Annotated in this window: 14 protein-coding genes; 11 read left to right on the forward strand and 3 right to left on the reverse strand. The window is 49.4% G+C overall.

Annotated features, from left to right (window positions below; all coding sequences use genetic code 11):
* Nucleotides 1-56: 56 nt before the first annotated feature.
* From AC3RCI_RS04245 to AC3RCI_RS04255, 3 genes are all read left to right on the forward strand, one after another.
* Entirely contained in the window at nucleotides 57-845 is a 789-nt protein-coding gene (locus AC3RCI_RS04245) for a methionine ABC transporter ATP-binding protein (protein ID WP_492472985.1), read from the forward strand.
* Nucleotides 818-1,510, forward strand: a complete 693-nt coding sequence (locus AC3RCI_RS04250) for a methionine ABC transporter permease (protein ID WP_492472986.1) — start codon at nucleotides 818-820, stop codon at nucleotides 1,508-1,510. Before AC3RCI_RS04245 ends, AC3RCI_RS04250 begins: the two co-directional genes overlap by 28 nt.
* A 74-nt stretch (nucleotides 1,511-1,584) precedes the next feature.
* Nucleotides 1,585-2,424, forward strand: a complete 840-nt coding sequence (locus tag AC3RCI_RS04255; RefSeq protein ID WP_153977011.1) for a MetQ/NlpA family ABC transporter substrate-binding protein — start codon at nucleotides 1,585-1,587, stop codon at nucleotides 2,422-2,424.
* A 121-nt stretch (nucleotides 2,425-2,545) separates the two neighbouring features.
* Here AC3RCI_RS04255 and AC3RCI_RS04260 read toward each other — a convergent pair whose 3' ends face one another.
* A complete protein-coding gene (locus AC3RCI_RS04260; RefSeq protein ID WP_492527610.1) occupies nucleotides 2,546-3,412 on the reverse strand; it encodes a helix-turn-helix transcriptional regulator in 867 nt (288 codons plus the stop codon).
* 140 nt (nucleotides 3,413-3,552) lie between these two features.
* On the opposite strand from AC3RCI_RS04260, the gene fabF reads away from it, so the two are divergent.
* Nucleotides 3,553-4,797: a beta-ketoacyl-ACP synthase II gene (gene fabF, locus AC3RCI_RS04265; protein ID WP_492527611.1), complete on the forward strand. Its 1,245-nt coding sequence runs from the start codon at nucleotides 3,553-3,555 to the stop codon at nucleotides 4,795-4,797.
* A 72-nt stretch (nucleotides 4,798-4,869) separates the two neighbouring features.
* Here fabF and AC3RCI_RS04270 read toward each other — a convergent pair whose 3' ends face one another.
* On the reverse strand, nucleotides 4,870-6,099 hold the full coding sequence (locus AC3RCI_RS04270) for a nitrate/nitrite transporter (RefSeq protein WP_095361195.1): 1,230 nt from the start codon (nucleotides 6,097-6,099) through the stop codon (nucleotides 4,870-4,872).
* A gap of 431 nt (nucleotides 6,100-6,530) precedes the next feature.
* Between AC3RCI_RS04270 and nirB the strand changes: the two genes are divergently transcribed.
* From nirB to AC3RCI_RS04305, 7 genes are all read left to right on the forward strand, one after another.
* A complete protein-coding gene (gene nirB / locus AC3RCI_RS04275) occupies nucleotides 6,531-8,714 on the forward strand; it encodes a nitrite reductase large subunit NirB (RefSeq protein ID WP_492527612.1) in 2,184 nt (727 codons plus the stop codon).
* A gap of 31 nt (nucleotides 8,715-8,745) precedes the next feature.
* On the forward strand, nucleotides 8,746-10,878 hold the full coding sequence (gene nasC / locus AC3RCI_RS04280; protein WP_492527613.1) for an assimilatory nitrate reductase catalytic subunit NasC: 2,133 nt from the start codon (nucleotides 8,746-8,748) through the stop codon (nucleotides 10,876-10,878).
* A 282-nt stretch (nucleotides 10,879-11,160) separates the two neighbouring features.
* On the forward strand, nucleotides 11,161-11,580 hold the full coding sequence (locus AC3RCI_RS04285; protein ID WP_492472993.1) for a hypothetical protein: 420 nt from the start codon (nucleotides 11,161-11,163) through the stop codon (nucleotides 11,578-11,580).
* Nucleotides 11,581-11,602: 22 nt separating this feature from the next.
* The gene (locus AC3RCI_RS04290) at nucleotides 11,603-16,573 is read left to right on the forward strand and encodes a DUF4132 domain-containing protein (protein ID WP_492527614.1); all 4,971 of its coding nucleotides are present in this window, start codon (nucleotides 11,603-11,605) and stop codon (nucleotides 16,571-16,573) included.
* A gap of 641 nt (nucleotides 16,574-17,214) precedes the next feature.
* Complete coding sequence (locus tag AC3RCI_RS04295; RefSeq protein ID WP_492474162.1) at nucleotides 17,215-19,926, forward strand: beta-glucosidase; 2,712 nt, start codon at nucleotides 17,215-17,217, stop codon at nucleotides 19,924-19,926.
* 12 nt (nucleotides 19,927-19,938) lie between these two features.
* Nucleotides 19,939-21,543 (forward strand): glycoside hydrolase family 30 protein, encoded by a 1,605-nt coding sequence (locus tag AC3RCI_RS04300; protein ID WP_492527615.1) that lies wholly within the window; start codon nucleotides 19,939-19,941, stop codon nucleotides 21,541-21,543.
* Nucleotides 21,544-21,651: 108 nt separating this feature from the next.
* Nucleotides 21,652-22,086: an acetyltransferase gene (locus AC3RCI_RS04305; protein ID WP_492527616.1), complete on the forward strand. Its 435-nt coding sequence runs from the start codon at nucleotides 21,652-21,654 to the stop codon at nucleotides 22,084-22,086.
* Between the two features lie 55 nt (nucleotides 22,087-22,141).
* On the opposite strand, the gene AC3RCI_RS04310 is transcribed toward AC3RCI_RS04305, so the two are convergent.
* Nucleotides 22,142-22,930: a formate/nitrite transporter family protein gene (locus AC3RCI_RS04310; protein ID WP_095288637.1), complete on the reverse strand. Its 789-nt coding sequence runs from the start codon at nucleotides 22,928-22,930 to the stop codon at nucleotides 22,142-22,144.
* Nucleotides 22,931-23,046: the final 116 nt, after the last annotated feature.

Consider the following 23,046-nt stretch of genomic DNA (forward strand, 5'->3'; position numbering starts at 1 on the left):
GCTTTCTTCATGTGTTCTCGAAGGACCATGCATGATTAATCGCAGGAGGAATCTCCATGATTTCATTATACGGCGTAAGCAAGCGTTATAACGAACGCGGGTCCCGGGCTGATCAGGGATTCGAGGCGTTAAGCTCTGTCTCGCTTGAAGTGGGACAGGGAGAGGTTCACGGTATCATTGGCTCCAGCGGTGCGGGCAAATCAACGCTTCTCCGCATGCTGAACGGGCTTGAGAAGCCGGACTCAGGTGAAGTAACTGTTGGCGGACAGCAGCTGACCCGAATGAGCGAAAGAGCCCTTCGTCAGGCGCGTCGTTCCATCGGCATGATTTTTCAGCACTTTAATCTGGTGAGCAACCGAACGGTGATTGGCAATGTATGCATGCCTCTTGAACTGGCGGGTGTTTCCCGGAGAGAACGGGAAGAACGAGGACTTGAGGTGTTGAGATTCGTGGGTCTCGAGGATAAGGCGAAACAATATCCCGCCCAGTTAAGCGGAGGACAGAAGCAGCGCGTGGCTATTGCGAGGGCTCTTGCGAGCCGGCCTGATGTATTGCTCTGTGATGAACCAACGTCCTCGCTCGATCCTCAGACAACGAACGGTATTTTGGATGTGCTGCGCCATGTCAATGAAACATTGGGTGTGACCATCGTACTGGTTACACATGAGATGGAGGTTGCGCGCAGACTCTGCCACCAAATTTCCGTGATGAGGGAAGGGCGCATTGTCCGAACGCTAACGGAAGCGGAAGTACGCAGTATTCCCGCACCACAGCCGGATTTGCTAACGTCCTTGCTTACAGGTGAAGAGGCGGAGCCATGGGAAACGGAGGACGAGGAACGATGATACCTGAATCCATATTGAAGTATCAGGATGAGATATGGAAGGCGATCGGAGAGACCTTTGTCATGGTTGGCATCTCAATTGGAGCAGCTGTCCTGATTGGGCTTCCACTCGGTACGCTGCTGTATTTGTTCCGAAGAGGACAACGATATGAGAACAGGCCGCTGTTCACGATTCTGGGCAGCCTGGTCAATATCATTCGTTCGTTCCCTTTTCTGCTGCTGGTCGTATTCATGATTCCGTTCACGCGGATGATTGTGGGAACGGCGATGGGGACATTGGCAGCGGCGGTGCCGCTTTCCGTTATTGCGATTGCCTACTATGCCCGCCTAGCAGAACAGGCACTGCTCGATGTGCCCAAAGGTGTGGTTGAGGCGGCATCCTCGATGGGTGCATCAACCATGCAGCTTGTGCTGAAATTTTTGTATGTGGAAGCACGTTCAGGTCTCGTACTCGGACTGACCACGGCAACGATCAGTTTTATCTCCTATTCCACGGTGATGGGCATTGTAGGCGGTGGAGGCGTTGGCGATTTTGCCATTCGTTACGGATATCAGCGGTTCGAGACGGAGATCATGGTATTTACGATCATCATTATGATCATTCTGGTGCAGATGATCCAGTTTACCGGAAGCAGATTATCCCGCTGGCTTGATCGCAGATCATGAGGCAAACAAGGTTAAAGGGCGAGAAGAATTTAGGATGACATTACAGATTACACGATGAAGGGGCTAGAATGAAAATGAAATCAAAAATGATCCTTATGCTGCTCGCAGTCATGCTGGTTGTATCCGCATGCGGCAAAAAAGAAGAGACACCTGCTGCGGAAGGAAACAATGAAGGCAGCCAAGCGACTCAGGAAGTTACGTTGAAAGTGGCTACATTGATTCCGCCAATGACGGATGTACTGGATATTGTGAAGCCGCTGCTTAAGGAAGATGGCGTGAATTTGGAAGTCGTCGTTCTGTCCGATAACGTTCAACCGAATACAGCATTGAAAGACAAGGAAGTTGACGCTAACTTCTTCCAGCACGTGCCTTATATGAACCAATTCAACGAAGCCAATAATGCGAACCTGGTAGCTGTACAGCCGATCTACAACGCGATCTACGGTGCGTACTCCAAAAAGTATAAAACCACTGAAGAACTGCCTGAAGGAGCAACGGTTGCTATTGCCAATGACCCTTCCAACATCGGACGTTCACTGGTGATGATGGAACAAAACGGTCTGATCAAGCTGAAAGAAGGCGTAGGATTCAACGCAACACAGGCGGATATTATCGAGAATCCGAAGAACTTCAAGTTCCAGGAAGTAGACCTGCTCATGCTGGCCCGCATGCTGGATGATGCAGATCTGGTTGCCATGACACCGGCGTATGCAAGCCCGCTGGGACTTACACCGAAGAAGGATGCACTGTTCACAGAGAAGGATGATTCCCATTTTGCCATCACTTTGGTTGCGCGTGAGGACAACAAGGATTCCGAAGCCATTCAGAAGCTGGCCAAGCGTATGGCAGGCCCTGAAGTGAAGGCTTTCTTCGAAGAGAAGTATGCAGACATCGCCATTCCGGCGTTCGAATAACATTTGCTATGCATAGATTGACCTGATCCATGTCCAATACAAAGGGCTGGATGATCAACAAAAAGATCCGAGCGGAAACCGTTCGGATCTTTTTTTGCGTTTTGTAGCATGGGAATACTGTTTAAACGTTAGGTCTGGCTTGACGTTCCTTCTCACGTTCCATAAGGCGCACCAATTTCCGCTCGGTGGCCGTCTCCTGTGCAGGTGTGTAGATACTGCATCGCAGATCGGTATTACCCTGAACCTGTAACGAAGTCAGATTGAACAACATTTTACCAGCTCTGGAATGTCTGAATTCAATCAGTACGTCTGGTGCGCTGCTCACGCTGCTTTGTTTCCACAGGGACTGGAACTCCGGATATCGATCCATCATTTCATTCAGAAACAGATTGTACCATTCGTCGTCGACATATTGGCCGTAATAGGCACGGAAGATCGCAAGGTATCCGAGGACAAAATCCTCCCAGTTGACTGCCAGTCTCCGAAATTCCTTTCGTTCAAATAATAGACTAATCATGTTTCGCTGTTCGGCAGGAATCTGCTCAAAATCAATGAAGACATGACTGGCTGCTTCATTCCAGCCAACAATGTAGCAGCGGCGATCGGAAATAATGGTGGGACAATTCTGGAGCTCCTGCAGTATTTTTTGCAGGGAAGGATGGAGCTGGTAAGGTTCTTCCTCACGGATATGAAGTTCGGAGTAATGCTCCATGGCAAGGGAGAACAAGTACTTGCGTTCATCCGGGGTCAGTTTGAGTGCGGAAGCAATGTTATCCAGCACCGAATGGGATACCTGAATATCCCTTCCTTGTTCAAGCCAGGTGTACCAAGTTGTGCTTACACCCGCCAATTGGGCTACCTCTTCTCTTCTAAGACCCGGTGTTCTGCGCCGGGTGCCTTCCGGCAAACCGACTGCTGACGGAGCTATTTTGGCACGTTGAGTTTTTAAAAATACGGATAAAGCCTGAAGCCTGACATCCTGGTTCATCTCATTCCACCCCAACCTCAGTTATCATGGTAGTCATTATACTATTATAATTCACAACTTGTAATAGGATACTGCACGTGCCAATATAGATGCAGAAGTTCAGTCGGTTAGCCTGAATGGCTAGGGAGGATGAGTTAGATATGGAACGCGAACGTGTTGTGATTACCGGCATGGGAATTGTCTCACCGCTTGGCAATGATGTAGATACATTTTGGAACGGACTTGTGAAAGGGCAGTCAGGAATATCATTAATTGAAAGCTTCGATACCACTTTATATAAAACCAAAATGGCAGGTGTTGTCCGAGATTTTGACGGAGAGGGTCGCTTCGGACGCAAGGAAGCCCGCCGTATGGATCGATTTTGCCAATTTGCTGTAGCGGCAGCTGACGATGCTCTTGCGCATTCAGGACTGGATATGGAGAAAGTGGATAGGGAACGGGTTGGGGTATACATTGGTTCCGGCATCGGCGGCATTCAAACACTGATGGAGCAAGGAAAGCTGTTGTCCGAACGTGGTCCTGGCCGAGTTAGTCCGACCCTTGTGCCAATGATGATTTCCAATATGGCAGCTGCCATGGTGAGCATGAAATTCGGATGTTGGGGACCGACGCTTTCACCTGTGACTGCCTGTTCCATTGGGAATACGGCCATAGGTGAAGCCTTCCGGCTGATTCGTGACGGAGGTGCAGATGTCATTATTGCAGGGGGAACTGAAGCAGCCATCACGGAAGTTTCGCTGGCCAGCTTCGGTAATGCTACCGCGTTATCCACAAGAAACGAAGCCTATGAAACGGCGAGTCGCCCCTTTGACGCTGGAAGAGATGGGTTTGTGATGGCAGAAGGTGCGGGGATTGTGGTGGTAGAGTCTCTATCACATGCCCTGGCTAGAAACGCAAATATTCTCGCTGAAATTGTTGGATATGGTGCCAGTTCTGACGCGTATCATATGGTAGCAACCCATCCGGAAGGGCGCGGAGCATTCCTGGCCATGAGAGCTGCGCTTGCTGACGCGAAGCTTCAGCCTGATGACGTGGATGTGATTAACGCCCACGCAACCAGTACCGAAGCGGGAGATCTCTCCGAGACTCGAGCAATCAAACAACTCTTTGGTGAAGCTGCTTATCATATTCCTGTGACGGCCAATAAATCGATGACGGGGCACATGTTAGGAGCTGCCGGTGGAGCGGAAGCGATCTCACTGATTCAAACCTTGCAGCATGGCATCATTCCACCAACGATTAACCAGGAGCGCCAGGACCCGGAGTGTGATCTGGATTATGTACCTAATGAAGCCAGAGAGGCAGAGATGCAGATCGGAATGTCCAATTCTTTTGGTTTTGGCGGGCATAATGCCGTCGTTGTTTTTCGCAAATATTCGTCCTGACAAAAAGAGAACAGCAGCAGCCGAAAGGCTGTGCTGTTCTCTTTTTTAGATGCTGCTGGTCACCTGTATTCTCTATGAAGAGAGGGATGTGGATTCCGTTTTGCTCGTAAAAGATTTCTTCAGCCATTGGCCGCGCCATTTGGACTGCATAACCAGTACAAGCAGCATGGACGCGGCTGCGATCAGACTAAGGATGACGAATCCCGGCGTATAGGACTGGTAGGAGCTGTACAGTTGACCAAGAATCAACGGGAGTGCGTATCCGCCCAAGCCACCTGCCGCGCCGACAATGCCTGTCATCAGACCGATTTCATTGCCGAAACGCTGCGGAACCAACTGGAACACGGAACCATTACCAGCCCCAAGGCACATCATGCCCAGGAATAACATGACGACGACCACAGGAAGTGGAGGGAGGAAAGATACACCTACAAGCATGACACAGGCACCAGTGTATAGGAATGTCAGCATCCGCGTACCACCAATCTTGTCTGCCAAGTAACCGCCAACAGGTCGGAAGAAGCTTCCGGCAATAACGCAAAAGGTTGTAATATCAGCGGCTCGGACAGGTGATAGGCCATACTGGGTGTTGAAGAAGATGGTCAGATAGTTACACAATCCCACGAAACCGCCAAAGGTAACACAATAAAATGCACAGAATACCCAGGCATCCCTTTGTTTCAGCAAGGTGCCGTACTCAGACAGCTTCTTCGGTGCTGGCCGGTTGGGACTGTTACGGGCGAAGATGGAGAACAGGATAAAAACGACCACGATTGGAATGATGGCGAGTCCAAAAACGACTTCCCAGCTGCCGAAATGAGTAGCCAGTCGATTGGCAAAAAGGGTAGCGAGTACCGTCCCGCTATTCCCTGCTCCGGCGATTCCCATGGCAAGTCCCTGGTGCTCCTTGGGATACCATTGTCCCGCAAGTGGAAGGGCGGCGGCAAAAGAGGCTCCGGCAACGCCAAGCAGGAGGGCAACAACGTATAACTGGCTTAGCGAGTCTACCCACAGCCAGCCCAGCAATAGAGGTATGAGCGTGACGCCCATGCCGATCTGAGCCGTGAGCTTTGGACCGATATAATCGGACATAAAACCAAGTACAAGTCTAAGAATGGATCCGCCAAGGATGGGCAGTGCCACCAGGTTGGCTTTTTCAAGAGGGGTCATCGGGTAGTCCATGGCAATAACAACCGCGAGGGGGCCAAGCATGCCCCAAATCATAAAACTGATATCAAAATACAGAAATGCCCCGAAGAGACTGGGCTTATGCCCGCTCTTCCAAAAACTTTTGCTCTCCACCATTCAGCATCGCTCCTCATCCAATTGAATAATCTTACCCTGTCTTTGTGCAGTTCAGGCAGAAAAAGGCCGCAATTCGTCCAGATGATGAACGATTTGCGGCCTCATTGCCGGCAGGCAGGACACGTCATTGTGTTCCTGCACCTGATTTGATCACAGCACGGTGATTTTGATTCAAATTATAAAAAGAGAATTTATTTGTGTCAAGAAAAATAACATTAAATTTTAAATTAAATCGTTTTGAAATTTAATTCAGAAATGTGTGTTAATTTTGTTGACATATAAAATGGTTTGCCGTAATCTGAATTTAATATGAAATCACACAATGGCGTGTGAATTCCGGAGGCAACGGTGCCCTTTTCCGATCCATGGAGAAGGGATTTTTCTGTTTATTTTTTTACTCAACATGTAATAGAGACAGGGGGCAGCCCATGAGCAAGAAGAGACTGGTCGTTATTGGAAATGGAATGGCAGGTGTTAGGTGTGTGGAAGAGATCATAGCCGCATCTCCGGATACATTCGAGATTGTCATCTACGGAAGTGAACCACGTCCCAACTATAATCGGATCATGTTATCCAAAGTGCTGCAGGGCGAGCACGATCTGCAGGACATTATCATTAACGACTGGAGCTGGTATGAGGAGCATGGCATCCGGCTGTGTGCGGGAGAGACGGTCCACAAGATTGATACTCCGTCCAAAACGATTGAAACGTTATCCGGGATGAGGGAGTCCTACGATATTCTAATCCTTGCGACAGGGTCTGCTCCGTTTATTCCGCCCATTCCTGGTATGGATAAAGAGAGGGTCATGTCTTTTCGCACCATAGATGACTGCACACGTATGTCCGCGTATTCCAAAGTACATCGCAAGGCGGCCGTTATTGGTGGCGGCTTGCTTGGGCTTGAAGCTGCCCGCGGGCTGCTGCATTTGGGAATGGAAGCAGTCGTGGTGCATAACGCACCTTATATTATGAACCGGCAGTTGGATCTGCAGGCAGCGACCATGCTTCAACACGAGTTGGAAGCTCAAGGCATGTCGTTCCTGTTAGCCAAAAACACACAAAAAATCGTTGGCCGGTCCCAGGCTCAGGGGCTTCAATTTACAGATGGATCCAGGCTTGAAGCACAGGTTGTCGTTGTTGCCGTGGGCATTCTCCCCAATGTGGACGTGGCACGGCGGAGCGGAATCAGGACTAATCGGGCGATCGTGGTCGACGATTATATGCGTACCAGCGTACCTGATGTTTATGCTGTGGGTGAATGTGCCGAACATCGGGGCATCAGTTACGGTCTGGTAGCTCCTTTATATGAGCAAGGTAAGGTACTCGCACGTTTTTTATGTGGGCAGGAGACAACAGCGTATAAGGGTTCTATTCCCTATTCCCAACTGAAGGTCTCTGGCGTTGACGTGTTCTCGGCTGGAAACATTAGCGGAGAAGAGATGCGGACGGCTGTACAGATGCTTGATGGCGTTCGAGGAACGTACAAAAGGGTTCTAATGAAGGAAGGGCACGTAAGTGGAGCGATCCTGTTCGGGGATACGACGGAGAGTGCCAGCCTATTGGGACTTGTACAGCGTGGGGCTGGCATCGAAGAACTCGCTCCGCGCGAGGAAGGGACGAATCCAGCAGAGATGGCTGCAGCGGCATTGCCTGATCAGGAAACGGTGTGCGCCTGTAACAATGTGAGCAAATTGACGATCATGAGAGCCATACAGGACAAGGGGCTGCAGACGGCTGAGCAGGTCAAGGAACATACCAAGGCCTCGGGTTCCTGCGGCGGATGTCGCCCGATGGTGGCGGCACTGGTGAAGCATACCCTGAATCTTCAGAAAAACGGCAGTGGTGCAGGTGGAACAGCAGCTGCAGCAAAAAAGGCAGAATGGCCTGTTTGCAGCTGTACGGATCTGGGCCATGCCTCACTGAAAGAAGCGCTCAATCGGTTGTCGGATGAAGATCCCTATGAGCTTGCGGCTTCAGTAGAGCATCACCATCTGTATGGAATTCATGAGGGAGATGGAATGAAAAGAATCATGCAGCAGCTGGACTGGAGAACAGAAGAAGGCTGCGGTATCTGCCATCCAGCACTTCGTTACTATTTGAAGATAACCGGAAAGTGGATAAGTGTGCAGCAGCCTGATTGGGCTGGAGACCGGAACGATATCCCTCGGGGTACATTTGTGGGTATCGAGGTCCATGCAGGTGATATGAAGTTCGAAGCCATGGCAGAGGACCTTCAATTCAGGTGGGTCAATGCAGATATACCTGCTCCCGTGAGGGTCGTCTTGTCAGGTGGAGCAAGCTCATGGGTCAGCCCCATCGTGCAGGATATCGGTTTGCAGGAATCTCCCGCCGGCTGGGAAATTTACGCGGGTGGTCATGCAGCCCATCCGGTAAAAGAGGGGGAACTCCTCGGACTTGCCGAGACGGAAAAAGATGCAGTGCGGCTGATCTCGGCATGCGTGGAGTGGTATCGCCGAACCGCCTGGTACGATGAACCCCTCTGGGCATGGGTAGAGCGATTGGGATTCATATCAATCCGCGAAAATCTGCTGGATCCACAATTCCAGAACGAGCTGGCGGGCAGAACGGTAAGCGAATTGACACTTACTTGATCAAAAAAGTAGGGAAGGGAGTGAAGATGGAATGAAGACATCCATGGAACACAGTTCGTTTGTTTCAAAACTGCATGTACGGGAGACACAATGCCCCTATTGCAGCGTGCAGTGCAAAATGACCGTCGAGGAAGTTGCTGGGCCCATCGCTGGTGAGCGCCGTGCCACGTACACCGTTGAAGGCGTGCCGAATGAAGCTTCACAGGGGAGATTGTGTGTCAAAGGCATGAATGCACATCAGCATGCACTGAGTGGACAGCGACTTCTGCAGCCTCTCATCCGCCGGGATGGTGAACTGATACCTTCTTCATGGCCAGAAGTCACTGAATATATCACAGGGCGTTTTACCAGTCTTCAGAATCAATACGGTGCCGATGCAATCGGTGTGTATGGAGGGGGTTCCCTCACCAATGAAACAGCCTATTTGCTAGGAAAATTCGCAAGGGTTGCTCTAGGGACACGATATATTGATTATAACGGTCGCTTCTGCATGTCTGCCGCTGCCTCTGCAGGAAGTAAGGTGTTTGGCATGGATCGGGGGCTGACATTCCGCTTGTCCGACATCCCTCGGGCCGAGTGCATTGTACTTGCAGGGACCAACGTTGCAGAGTGCCAGCCCACTCTGCTGCCTTATTTCAACCAGGCGAAGGAAAATGGAGCATACATTATCGTTATTGATCCGCGCAAGACAGCTACTGCAGCCATTGCCGACCTTCATTTGCAGATCAAGCCGGGTATGGATGCACGGCTTGCGAACATCATGCTGAAGGTCATTATGGAAGCGGGACTTGTGAATCAGCATTTTATTAATGCAAGAACCCAAGGCTATGAGAGTTTGCAGAATGCACTGAGCGAGATAGACCTGGAAGAATCCGCAGTGCAATGCGGGGTGGATTTGACCCTGATCCGTCAGGCCGCAATGGCCTATGGTCAGGCGGAGACAGGCATGATCATGACTGCGCGCGGAGTGGAACAGCAAACGGATGGACATCTCGCTGTCCGTCATTTTCTGAACTTGGTACTGGCGACTGGAAAAATCGGCAGACCAGGCTGTGGTTACGGTGCGATCACTGGACAGGGAAATGGACAGGGCGGAAGAGAGCATGGGCAGAAGGCCGATCAGCTGCCGGGATATCGTTCCATAGAGAATGCGCAGGACCGTGCATATGTAGCATCCGTCTGGGGCGTGGCGCCCGAAACCTTGCCGGGAAAAGGCGTCTCTGCCTACGAAATGATGGAGCGGGTGCATGAGCAGGAAATTCGTGGCCTGCTTGTGATGGGCTCCAATCCGGTCGTCTCCAATCCCAATGTAAGCCTGGTAGAAGAAGGTCTTCGCAAGCTGGAGTTTCTGGTCGTGGCGGATATGTTTCTGTCCGAGACGGCGAAGATGGCCGATGTGGTGCTTCCGGTCACCTCTTATTTGGAAAACGAAGGTACGCTGACCAATCTGGAAGGCCGGGTTCTATTACGTGAACAGGGTAGGCCAGCACCAGGGGATACCCGTCACGATTGGGATATTCTATGCTTCATTGCTGGGGGGCTTGGCAAAGCTTCATATTTCCAATATGAATGTGCCGAGGATATCTTCAATGAGCTCAGACTGGCGAGCCGGGGTGGAATTGCAGATTACTATGGGATGACCTATGAACGTCTGCGAAGAGAAAAAGGGATCTATTGGCCCTGCGCTTCTCTGGAGGATGAGGGTGAAGGGCTGCTGTTCAGTGAGCGGTTTTCCCATGAGGACGGCAGGGCTGCATTTACGAGTGAATTAAGTGTCGGTTGGCAGGATACCTCCCGGGAATTTCCTCTGATTCTGACCAATGGCCGCGTCCTTCCTCACTATCTAACTGGCGTACAGACCCATCGGAGCCCAACGCTGGAAGCCCGTGAACTGGAGAATTTTGTGGAACTTCATCCGGCTACAGCTGCGCGTAATCGAATTATGGATGGAGAGTGGGTCGAGATTCAATCCGTGCATGGGAGCTTCACGGTACGTGCACGTATTAAGGAACATATTCGCGAAGACACACTGTTTGTACCGATGCATTGGGGTGGCATTCAGAACGTCAATCGGGCGACAAGACCCGAACTGGACCCTTTTTGCCGTATGCCAGGCTTCAAAACGGCGGCTGTAACGATTCGCCCCGTGCGATTGGCCAGATGAATCCAAAGCTGTTCATTTTCTCATAACACAAATCAGGTCTGCATGAATGCTGATGTGGCTGGGAGTTCCAAGGTTATTGGAACAACCCGGCTTTTTTTTGCGTAAGTACGTTGGGAGTGCAGTAGTTCGCAGGTTTCAGGTAAACGTGAGGAATGGCTCATGATTGTGGCGGAAATATTGGTTATGATGCTAATAATGGGTACATGTGTACGCATTTTTAGTTTTTTACCAGACTGGTGAGATGTAACTAGTCAGTTCATATAGAAGAAGGGAGGGTGCGTTGTGAACGTATGGGTCACGGTCAAAAGCCTGGGCAAACGCAAGCCTGCACTTGCCAAGCAAGCCACAGCACTTCCGGAAACAACCGGAACGTTACGAGAACTAATCAAACATATGGTACACGTGCAGGTGAACGCTCTTCAGGAGAAGAAAAACAGTGCGGCGTTACTCACCTATCTTATGCCTGAGGAGATTCAACTTAAGGGATTAACGGGAAAAGTCGGTTTTGGTGAAGTGTACAATGAGGAGATTCAAGACCTGGAGCATGCGGTCCAAACGGCTATGATGGCTTATGAAGATGGACTATACAAAGTCTTCCTCAATGATGAAGAATTGTCCGAGCTGGATGCACCACTGAAGCTGCAGGAAGATGACGAATTGGTGTTTATCCGGTTCACCATGCTTGCCGGCCGTTTGTGGTAATAAATGATAAGGAGGAGATTGGATGAATCAGAACGATAATGAACAGGTGTATATCAACGGTCTGCAAGAGAAGGTAGAGTCATTGAACGGGACCTGGCAGGAGCTTGCAGGATATGTGTTGGAGATGGCTGGTTCCACATATTTGCGCGGAGATGAAAAAGTATATCTGAATACAGAGGAATTTCTTCAAAAGCAGGCTGCCGAAACGGGAGAGCCCTTATTCGAACCCTTGCTGAATGTGCTTGGGCAGCTGACGAATGAACGGTTGGTGGAACGATTCCGTTACATTGCTGACCGTGCCACAAATTACCCGTACAGCATCATGTATGAGCGCCGGCCATTTCGCACTTCCGATCCTGAACAGCATATTGGACAGGTGATCCGGAAACTCATTGGACTGCTGCGCATGGAGATGCGGCAATTCTCCCTGAACGAATATGTATCTGTTCGTGAATACAAGTTTGATTATCTGTATGAGATCCGATCTGTGCTTCCGGACTGCATCGCCTATGAACTGGACCATGGCAACGGAGATATGAAGCAGGCATTACACGAGATCATATATGGCGACAATCAGTCGGCGTTGCTTACTGGCGAGATGATCAAAGGCATATTCATGAGTGACCAGACAGAGGCGTACCATATGGTTGGTGAGCTGCTTGTGGCAGCAAGACTGCAGGAAGGACTGCGCCAAAGTATCGTTGAACGGATGGATGAAGGAACCATTGAAGCATTTATATACATATTAAAAGTAATCATCGATCACAATCTGATTCGTTTCAGTTCAGTGGTTCGAGCATTGGCTGTATGGACAGGGCTCGGAATTGAAGCGGCCAATTCGCGCGTTGCATCACAGTTGATTGAGCAAGCCTTTGAAGCGCTGACCGATGCAGCTGTTCGTGAAGATTGGGAGCAGGATTCCAATGCCAATAAGATATTCATCAGTCTGTGGGCGACGGCTGTTATTGAAGAGGACCATCTCAATGACAAATTGATCCGTATTATGGATCAAGGCCAACTGTATCAGAAAATCGTTGCGCAATATGTGCTTGCGAACAGTCAGAATCGTGACCTGCGGCTAAGCATTGCCCGTCGGTATTTGGACGTACAGGATCTGGAGCTGATGCACTGGATTATCCAAAACTATGATGCCATGTACATGCATAACTGGCACTTCGAGGATGGAGAGAATCTGCGCAGCATTCACATTTCGCCCCTGCCTGTCTTTGAAGACAAGGCAATTCGGCGTCAGGACTTCGATCAATTTAAGCAGCTGCTGGAGCGCATTCCTCTGGGAGGGGAAGGTGGACCATCTGGCGTTCTTGAATATGTCCATTACCGGATTGAACGGAATGATGTGGTCAAAAAAATGCTCTATCTGGCTGCGTATGATATGGACCCCGATTGGATCGGAGAAGTCATTGCAATCAAGGACATGCTGAGCCCCGAACTTCGAGGCGAGCTGTTATCCCAGTTCGTTCAGCAGCCCGATAACGAGGTGCAAAGACAGTTTGTGTTTGAGAGCCTGTCCGACAAAAGCATGAGCAACCGGGAGATTGCTTTAGTCAAAGTGAGGAAGCTTGAGCTGATTACTGACGAGATGAAACAGATGGAGGCCTTGCTCAAACTCAAGACCGGTTCACTTCGGCAGAAGGTCATTCAGGTTCTTTTGCTGCAACCTGTGGATCAACTAGTTGTTTCACTGGAACGTTTGCTGAAGGCGAAGAATGAATTGCAGCGTCTGGGCGCACTGGAACTGTTGACCGAGATTTCTGCAGATCCGGAACGTGCAGATCAGCATGAACAATTACAGCCGTTAGCAGGACTGATCCAGAAGCCTACCGCGAAGGAGCAAAAGCTGCTGGACAAGCTGACGGAGGAAGGCAGCCGATATACCTCTTCGAATGGTTTTGGATTGTTCGATCCATCCCGGGTGGAGCCACTGCTGCAGGAGAAGCGTGATCTTAGTGATTTCAATCCCAAGGAGATCTTCACCCTCTCGCTGGAGAAGGCCAAACCGTTTATGGAAGGATTAGATGCACTGGTTCATCAACACAGGGATCATGAATATGAGGTAGAGTATTATGCGGGCTACCGTGAGACGCTTTTGATTGGATCCGGCCTGCGCTCTAGGTTCTCCTATGCGGAACGAAATCAGATGAAACAGATGGAGCAATATCCTCTCCACGACGTTTGGGAGGCATATGTTGCGCAGAGTGATCTGAACAGCCTGGAACTCATGCAGCTTTATTTTATTTTGCAATTTAGCACACTGAGCGGTAACTTAAATGAACATTACAGCTATTATCACGATCAATATGATTATAACGAATTAAGCAAAATCCCATTATTGGAAGGCTGGCGCAAGTCTTTTGCCGAACAGACCTATCCTCTTTCCTATATGGAAGAAATGAAACAGATGGCGGCTTCGCTGACCTACAAAGATCAGGTTGCTGAATTGATTGCAGCAGCGTTCAGGGACAGCAACCCTGCAGATACATTTGAGATCGCGGAGAAGACATGGGCTGCCATTATCGCCAGTATGCCGGACGATCAACTGGAGAAGGAAGCTGGCATGCTTCATATCCTGACGGAACGGTGGAACTACCTGGTAAGAAGCAGAATATATGATGATGCCAGTTTCCAAAGATTCTTTCAAACGGGGTATCAGTTCATCAACCTTGTGGGAAATACACAGCGCTTCTCCCTGTTATCATTCGAGGATTACGTGCGGGCATTCAAATTGCGTTTGATTGATGATCAGACCATGTATCGTCAGTTGCTGACGGGCGGGGAGCGTTTTGCATTCATTCGTGAGCTGACGTCGACACGCACCGAAGGCATCACGGATGATCCGGAACTTATAGAGCTGCGGAATACTGTCGTTGAACGAATTCTGGAGATCGAACTGACACGAGGTGAGCTTTCCACCGAAGTCAGCACACTGGCCATGAAGTTTGAACGAATTGAAGGCATGGAGCATTGGGTGCATCTGGTCTCAGCCATGGATAAGGATACGTTTGTACGAGGCTATATCTACAGCTACGGAGATAACACAACACGCAAGGAGACGTTCAGTCACCTGATTCAAGTTTGCCATCCACGTGAGGGTGAGGATGATACTCTCCTGGGCCAACTACTTGAGCAATATCCGATTCAAGAGAAAAAGCTGTTGGAAGCGGCCATGTACGCACCGCAGTGGATGGAGATCGTATCGAAGCATTTGGGATGGGAAGGACTTCGCAGTGCCGCATGGTACTTCCATGCCCACATTAATGAACGATTTACGGCTGAAAAGGAAACCATTGTCGCTCACTATTCACCGATATCGCCGCAGGAATTCAACGACGGCGCATTTGATATTGCCTGGTTCGAGGAAGCTTATGCTGCTGTCGGCGAGGAACGGTTCAATCTGTTATATGATTGTGCCAAATACATTTCGGGTGGAGCAAACCACCGCAGATCCCAGTTGTTCGCCGATGCAGCGTTAGGGAAGCTTCGTCTGGAGGATATGCGTCAATCTGTACAGGAGAAGCGTAATAAGGACCATCTGCTCACGTACAGTTTGATTCCATTCCAAGCGGAGCAGGAACAGGATCTGCGAGAACGTTATGATTTCATTCAGAAATTCCTGCTGGAGAGCAAGCAATTTGGAGCACAGCGTCGTTCTAGTGAAGGTGCAGCCGCGCAGATTGCTCTTGGCAACCTGGCCCGCAATGCAGGGTATACGGACGTTACCCGGCTGATCTGGAACATGGAAGCGAGCAAGCTGGATGAGATGAAATCCTATTTTGAACCGAAGGCCCTGGATGAGACAACGACAGCACAATTGGTCATTGATGAGGATGGGCAATCCGAGCTGGTTCTTGTAAGTAAAGGGAAGACACTCAAATCGGTCCCTGCACGATTCAAGAAAGAGGGATACATTACGGAGTTGAAGGAATTAAAAGGGGATCTGGTCCAGCAGTATCGCCGGGCAAAACAGGAGCTGGAGCGTTCCATGACAGCAGAGACGGCCTTTACCGTCCAGGAAGTTGCCAGCCTCATGCAAAATCCGGTCATTCGACCGCTGATTCGCACGTTGGTATTCCAGTCAGGTGACCGCTTGGGGTATTTCGATACGGAATCTGCCTGCCTGATTGTACCTGACGAACAAAGTACCACACATGCATTGCAGGAACAGGATCCACTGGTGATTGCACATCCTCTGCAATTATTCCGCAGCGGGACATGGAGCGAATACCAGCGGGATCTGTTCACCCGTCAGGAACGACAGCCGTTCAAACAGGTCTTCCGTGAGCTGTACCTTCCAAATGAGGATGAGCTTGCGAATGGAACCGTCTCCCGCCGGTATGCCGGGTATCAGATTCAACCGAAGAAGACGGTTGCCCTGCTCAAAGGACGCCAGTGGACCGTCAGTTATGAGGAAGGCTTGCAGAAAGTCAGCTATGAGCATAACCTGATAGCTAATCTGTATGCCATGGCAGACTGGTTCTCACCGGCAGATACGGAAGCACCTACGCTGGAGACAGTACAATTTTATGACCGCAAAACGTATAAGCCTGTAGCCTTGAAAGATGTACCGAAGGTCTTCTTCTCGGAGGTCATGCGTGATGTTGATCTGGTGCTCAGTGTTGCACATGTGGGCGGGGTGGATCCGGAAGCCAGCCTGACAACCATTGAAATGCGTCATGTTATCGTGAATGAATCACTTCGTCTACTTAAGATAGACAATGTACGATTGGATGGCAATTATGCACGGATCGAAGGAGACCTCGGCGAATATGCCGTTCATCTTGGCAGTGGCAATGTATTTAAACAGGCAACTGGCGCACTATATATCGTACCTGTGCATAGTCAGCATCGGGGGAGAATCTTCCTGCCATTCCTGGACGAAGATCCAAGAACAGCTGAGATTTTATCCAAAATCATGCTGCTCGCAGAAGATAAGAAGATCAAAGATCCACAAATCCTGGCGCAGCTGAAGAGCTAGAAGTAACTCGAAATCGCAGGCAAGATTAGGACAGAGCAGGTGACATGGTTAGTAAGAATGGAAGTAAGATTTAAGGAAGTTTGACTAGAGAAATGCGATACTATTAGAGTGAGTAATGAAGAAATAGCAGCCGGGGTACCTGTTAAAAGGGACTTCGGTTGCTTTTTATTTTCCATGTGAAACGAAGATATTCATTGCATCCGTTTACAAATAGACTTTGGGCCCAGGTGTTCAATTGAAATTCCTTAATATGATAATTAATTGAATTAAATGTTAAATCAAAAGTGGGACATAACGACTGTTTTTAAAAGTAAATATTTTGTATGATTTGAGTTACAATAATGTAATTAACTCGTTTTCATTCATTGTTATATGAATTAATAATGACATCATACCTGAGAACTAATTCACTCCTTTCGGCTCCATTTCCATATTTAAGGGGATGTAATTGATCCGCAGGTCGGCTATCGTAAGAAAGCGAAATTGCTTGCTCGCTTGTCGAGCCGCACTTTTCGTAGCGATGTGCAGGGCTGCCTGAATGCTTGAAGGGCTGGGACAAGCCAGTTTGCATTCCCTTGTATACATGTATTCAAGCAATGTGTGCAAGAAAAATGATCAAGAGAGAAGGAGAGCTTACAAACATGAACAGAAGACTCAACCTGATTTTCCTCAAACGATGGTTTATGCTATTAATCATCGTGGCGGTTGCAGCCATGCCGTTACACGCCTTTGCCGCAGAAGCGGATTCCGGGGCAGATCGTCCTTGGATGAACAAATCCTTATCTGCGAAGGAACGCACCGAGCTGCTTCTCAAGGCGATGACGCTGGAGGAGAAAGTCGGATTCGTTACTGGTAAAGTAAATAACTATTATGGTTTCTATAATGATGGATTGGAGCGGCTTGGCATTCCGGCACTACAGATGGCGGATGGACCAGCAGGCGTACGTGTTGCCAATCCGGATGTGCAGGACAAAAAGTCCACGGCACTGCCTGCACCGATCGCATTGGCAGCATCCTGGGATACCGATCTTGCCAAACAGTATGGTGATCTGATCGGACAGGAAGCCCATGATACAACACATAACGTTGTTCTTGGTCCTGGTCTGGACATTGCACGTACACCATGGGGATCACGCAACTTCGAATCCCTGGGTGAGGATCCGCTGCTGGCTTCCGGCATGGGTGCAGCATATGTCAACGGAATTCAGAGCAACCCGGTAATTGCAACGGCGAAGCACTACATCCTGAACAATCAGGAAACGGAGCGTTTCACAACGAATGCAACAGCCAGTGAGCGTGCCATCCAGGAAGTCTATGCACGTCCATTCCAGGCTATGGTTGAAAAAGCGGATCTCGGTTCCGCCATGTGTTCATTTAACCAGGTGAACGGTACATATGCTTGTGAGAACAAGGAGATGCTGACCGATCTGCTCAAGGACCAGTTTGGCTTCGAAGGGTTCGTCATGAGTGACTACGGTGCCAATTTCAGTACAGCCAAATCGGCTAACGCGGGTCTGGATCTGGAGACACCAGGGGAGCCTTATGGTAAATGGGGAACGCATCTGCTTGAAGCCGTGAAAAAAGGTGAAGTCAGCGAGCAGACTATTGATGAGAAGGTTCGTCGCATTTTGCTCCAAATGTTCGAGAAAGGGCTGTTCGACAACCCTGTAACCAATACGCAAATTAATGCGAAGGCAGACGGTAAGCAAGCACGGGAAATTGCTGAGCAGAGCATGGTGCTGTTGCAAAATAACAATGACGTCCTGCCACTTTCGAAGAAAGAACTGAATTCCATTGCAGTTATTGGACCGGATGCAGACACGGCTTCTGCGGCAGGTGGAGGCAGCAGCCTCGTTAACCCGACATATACCGTGAGTCCGCTTGAAGGTATTCGTAACCGTGCAGGCAATGGAGTGGAAGTGAAATATGCAGCCGGAACGGACCCTATCTCCGCCGGAGATGCATTTAACGGTCCTTCCGCCGTACCATCCACACTGTTGTCTCCGGCAAATGCCGAGAAGAGCGAGCTGAATTATGGTACGGACAAAGCGGAATATGGTCTTCGTGCCGAATACTGGACCAACACGAACATGGAAGGTGACCCTTCACTGGTTCGTACAGACAATCAGGTTAACATGAATCTTGGATTTTATAACTATGAAGGGTTCAACGCCCAGTCCTCCAAGCTTCCGGTTACACCAACGGAATTCAACAGTAAAATGTCCGCACGTTGGACAGGTTCCATTACAGCACCCAAAACGGGTGATTATAAATTGTCTCTGACCAGCCTGGGATCTGCGAAATTGTACGTGGATGATCAGCTGCTCGTAGAAAATCAAGGTGAAACGCTGAGCACAACAAAGAAAGCAATTACGTTAAAAGAAGGCGAATCCCACAACATTAAGATTGAATACCGTACCGACTTTCCGGTACAGTCAAGCCATGACATGGGTGCCCAAATGCGTTTCGGCTGGGAAGCACCTGAAGATGCCGTGGATGCCAAAATGCAAAAAGCAGTTGATTTGGCCAAAAAATCCGATGTTGCCGTTGTCGTGACACGTACGTATGACAGCGAAGGTTATGTGGACCGTTCCGATCTGGAACTGCCGAACAACCAAGAGCAATTGATTCGTAAGGTTGCAGCAGCAAATCCGAAGACAATTGTTGTTCAAATGAGCGGCCGAGCTGTGGAAATGGATTCCTGGCAAAAAGAAGTTCCATCCATTGTTCAAGCCTGGTACGCAGGTCAGGAACAAGGTAACGCGGTAGCTCGCGTTCTGTTCGGTGATGTAAACCCTTCTGGTAAATTGCCAGTGACGTTCCCGTCGGACGATTCGCAGACGCCGATCTCCACCGCGGAACAATTCCCGGGTGTGAATGGCGTGGGCACATACTCTGAAGGCATCTTTGTAGGCTATAAAGGGTATGACAAAGAAGGCATGACACCAGCGTTCGCATTTGGACACGGATTGTCTTATACCGATTTTGACTACCGCAACCTGCATGTGAAAAATACTGGTAAAGGGGACGATGCTACCGTAGAAGTGTCCCTGAACTTGCGGAACACCGGTAAAGTTTCTGGTGCAGAAGTGGTACAAGTCTATGTAGGCAATCTGCCAACGAGTGTAGAAACACCGAAAAAACAACTTGCTGGCTGGGTCAAAGTCGATCTGAAGGCAGGCAAACAGCAGCGTGTTAAAATCAAACTGGATCGCAGCGCACTGTCCTATTGGGATGAAAAGTCGCATGAGTGGGTAATGCCTAAGGGTAAAGTATCTGTTTATGTCGGCAGTGCATCAGATGATGTCCGTCTGACAGGCAGCGTGAATATCGGAAGTCCATCCGGTAAATAAAAGGAAGAAGTTATGAGTCGTGGCCGAATGGCCGCGGCTTTTTCCACACTTGGAGAGGGGGACGAGATGAACGCGCGATGGAGAGAGAAGAAAACAGGATGGATGCTCCTGCTGCTCGCCGTATGTATTGTGGCTGGTTTCAGTGCATGGTGGATGGCAGACCACAGCGAAGAAGATGCCATCCCGCCACCACCTATAGGGAAGAGCCCGGAAACAGTTGAAGCATGGCTGACAACCGGAGATCAGCAGCATCTACTGGAACCGCAGCAGCCGATTCAATGGACAGAAACAACAACGGAAGAAGCAGATTACACCATCACCATTGATCCACTCCAAACGTATCAAACGATGGATGGATTTGGTGCTGCCATGACAGGCTCGGCCGCCTATTTACTCGATCAGCTTCCGCAGGAACAGCGGGAACGATTACTTAAGGAACTGTTTACAAGCGAAGGGTTAAATCTGGATATGGTGCGTCACACGATTGGTGCTTCTGATTACTCGGTGGATGCATCTGGCGTACCATCAAGTTATACGTACAATGATATCGAGTCAGGCACGGATTATAATATGGATCACTTCTCGATCGACAAAGACCAAGATGTGGTAGATATACTGAGACAAGTAGCCTTGCTGAAACCAGACATCAAGGTGTTGGGCACACCCTGGACCGCCCCGGCCTGGATGAAATACGGTGAAAAAACAATGAATGGCTGGTATCTGGATTACAATAATCCTCAAGTTTATGAAGCCTATGCACGTTATTTCGTAAAATATATCCAGGCTTATCAGGCACAGGGGATACCGATCTATGGAATGACCTTGCAAAATGAACCGGGGTTCACTACCCCTAATTATCCGAGTATGAGTATGGGAGCCGAAGAACAGGCCATGTTTATTCGGGATTACCTTGGGCCTGCAATGCAGGGTGCAGGACTAGACACACGAATCATCACGTATGACCACAACTGGGATCAGGCGGTAGAATACACGGGTAGTGTGCTTGGGGACGAAGCGGCTGCATCATATATTGATGGTTCGGCATTCCATTGTTATGAAGGGGATCCGTCCTCCATGACGGAAGTGCATGATCGCTTCCCGGATAAACATATCTATTTTACCGAGTGCAGCGGGGGGGATTGGAGTCCTGATTTTGGCGAAAATCTAGGCTGGCAGATGTCCAATCTAATGATCGGTGCTCCGCGAAACTGGGCTCAAAGCGTACTGCTCTGGAATATTGCACTGGATCCGCAAGGCGGACCAACCAATGGCGGCTGTGCGAATTGCCGGGGGGTAGTGACCATTGATCCGGAAACGGGTGAAGTGACACGCAATGTTGAATATTATGCACTTGCACATCTTAGCCGTTATGTTCGTGCAGGAGCTGTAAGAGTAAAGTCTACAGAGGAACGGGACGAATTGAAGAATGTGGCATTTCGCAACCCGGATGGAACCATGGTGCTGGTTGCAGCTAACACAGGTAACGTAGGTACTGTTTTCCGTGTCGTCGTGAAGGAAGAGTCGTTTCAATATACACTGCCACCTCAATCCGCTGTCACGTTTCGCTGGAAGCCGGAGGACACCTCGGATAGCGGAGTCGGGATAAAAGGTAGATAAGACCGATCATTACATCAACTTCTACGTCTGAAAAGCAGCATTTGATTTTACCCACTCCTTGGAGTTATGCACTATAATAAACACTACATTGGAGGGGAGGAATTGAAAATGATGGTTACACCATACCGGGCACTGGATCATGCCAAGCTGGTTGCCATCTGGGAACGAGCTGTACGGGCTACTCATACATTTCTGGCCGAAGAGGATATTGTCTTCTATAAAAGTGTGGTGAGTGAAGCTCTGTCAGGCATGGAAGTATGGGAAGCAGTGGACTCGGCGGGAGAACCCGTTGGTTTTATGGGGCTGGATGGCAAGCACATTGAGATGTTATTCGTGGATGTGGATCAGCATGGGCAAGGTGTTGGACGGATGCTTGTTACGCATGCCATTGACCTTAAGGGTAACGATCTCAAAGTGGATGTGAATGAACAAAACGAGGGAGCTGCACGGTTTTATACCCGGATGGGGTTTGTGCAGACAGGCAGGTCGGAGCTGGATGGCTCGGGTAATCCTTTTCCCCTATTACATCTGGAATTAAAATAGAAGTCCCCCGTAACCAACATCTTGAGATGGATGGTCGCGGGGGATTTTTCATACGTTAGTGAGTCTCATCATCGAGAAATGGTTTATTTACTGCATAATACATGAAACCCATCAGCAGCACGCCCCCCACCAGATTGCCGAGGGTTACCGGAACGAGGTTATGGATGACCCCGCCAAACGAGATCGTTCCCGGATGATTCAGTACCAGCGCGATGGCGAACGTGCACATATTGGCTACGCTGTGTTCATATCCCGAGATGAAAAAACAGAAGACAAACAGCATCATGGCGAACATCTTGGCGCCGTTCTCCTTCATAAACATCGGCACGAAGAATGCCAGGCACACAAGCCAGTTACACAGAATTCCCCGGAAAAAGAGCTGCATCGCCGGTGCCTCCATCTTGTGTTCCACCACACTTAGCAGAAATCCATTGACCTGAGATGAATCGAATAATCCCGTCAGATAGATTAATAGAGCAAAGACAGCTGCGCCCATCAGGTTCCCGCTGTAACTGGCAATCCACAGCTTCACAACTTCGAGCCAGCGCAGCTTCTTCCTGAGTGCAGCGTACGTGTAATAAAACGTATTTCCGGTAAACAGGTCACCCCCGCCGTACGCAATCAGAATAATAGCCGCTCCAAACGTGAGTGCTGCCATGGGGTATGTAAATGGGGACTGCTCCATATAGAAGAAGTTACCTGTCTTAAACGCCACGATCACACCAAAGCCGATAAACATGCTGGCTAACATGGAACGTGAGAGGTACCTGATCAAACTTTGTTTGTAAATCTTGTGCTTCTTCAAGGCTAGCTGTTCAACGTTGCGTAAACCTTCGGTTTCCATAATTGCCCTCCCGTTTCTCGGTGTAATGCTTACATTATAACGAAAATTTGGAAGATGTGTGGTATGAGTTTAAACTACCACAGCAGCAGTTCAGTTAAACAATCACGATCTAATCA

This window comes from Paenibacillus sp. MT124, assembly GCF_058792755.1.

What these genes read in the sequence shown, in the direction of transcription:
- nasC (WP_492527613.1), top strand. Translation starts at nt 8,746, where the DNA reads ATGAAGACATCCATGGAACACAGTTCGTTTGTTTCAAAACTGCATGTA.
- AC3RCI_RS04250 (WP_492472986.1), top strand. Translation starts at nt 818, where the DNA reads ATGGGAAACGGAGGACGAGGAACGATGATACCTGAATCCATATTGAAG.
- AC3RCI_RS04290 (WP_492527614.1), top strand. Translation starts at nt 11,603, where the DNA reads ATGAATCAGAACGATAATGAACAGGTGTATATCAACGGTCTGCAAGAG.
- nirB (WP_492527612.1), top strand. Translation starts at nt 6,531, where the DNA reads ATGAGCAAGAAGAGACTGGTCGTTATTGGAAATGGAATGGCAGGTGTT.
- AC3RCI_RS04310 (WP_095288637.1), bottom strand. Translation starts at nt 22,930, where the DNA reads ATGGAAACCGAAGGTTTACGCAACGTTGAACAGCTAGCCTTGAAGAAG.
- AC3RCI_RS04295 (WP_492474162.1), top strand. Translation starts at nt 17,215, where the DNA reads ATGAACAGAAGACTCAACCTGATTTTCCTCAAACGATGGTTTATGCTA.
- AC3RCI_RS04255 (WP_153977011.1), top strand. Translation starts at nt 1,585, where the DNA reads ATGAAATCAAAAATGATCCTTATGCTGCTCGCAGTCATGCTGGTTGTA.
- fabF (WP_492527611.1), top strand. Translation starts at nt 3,553, where the DNA reads ATGGAACGCGAACGTGTTGTGATTACCGGCATGGGAATTGTCTCACCG.
- AC3RCI_RS04305 (WP_492527616.1), top strand. Translation starts at nt 21,652, where the DNA reads ATGATGGTTACACCATACCGGGCACTGGATCATGCCAAGCTGGTTGCC.
- AC3RCI_RS04260 (WP_492527610.1), bottom strand. Translation starts at nt 3,412, where the DNA reads ATGAACCAGGATGTCAGGCTTCAGGCTTTATCCGTATTTTTAAAAACT.
- AC3RCI_RS04245 (WP_492472985.1), top strand. Translation starts at nt 57, where the DNA reads ATGATTTCATTATACGGCGTAAGCAAGCGTTATAACGAACGCGGGTCC.
- AC3RCI_RS04300 (WP_492527615.1), top strand. Translation starts at nt 19,939, where the DNA reads ATGAGTCGTGGCCGAATGGCCGCGGCTTTTTCCACACTTGGAGAGGGG.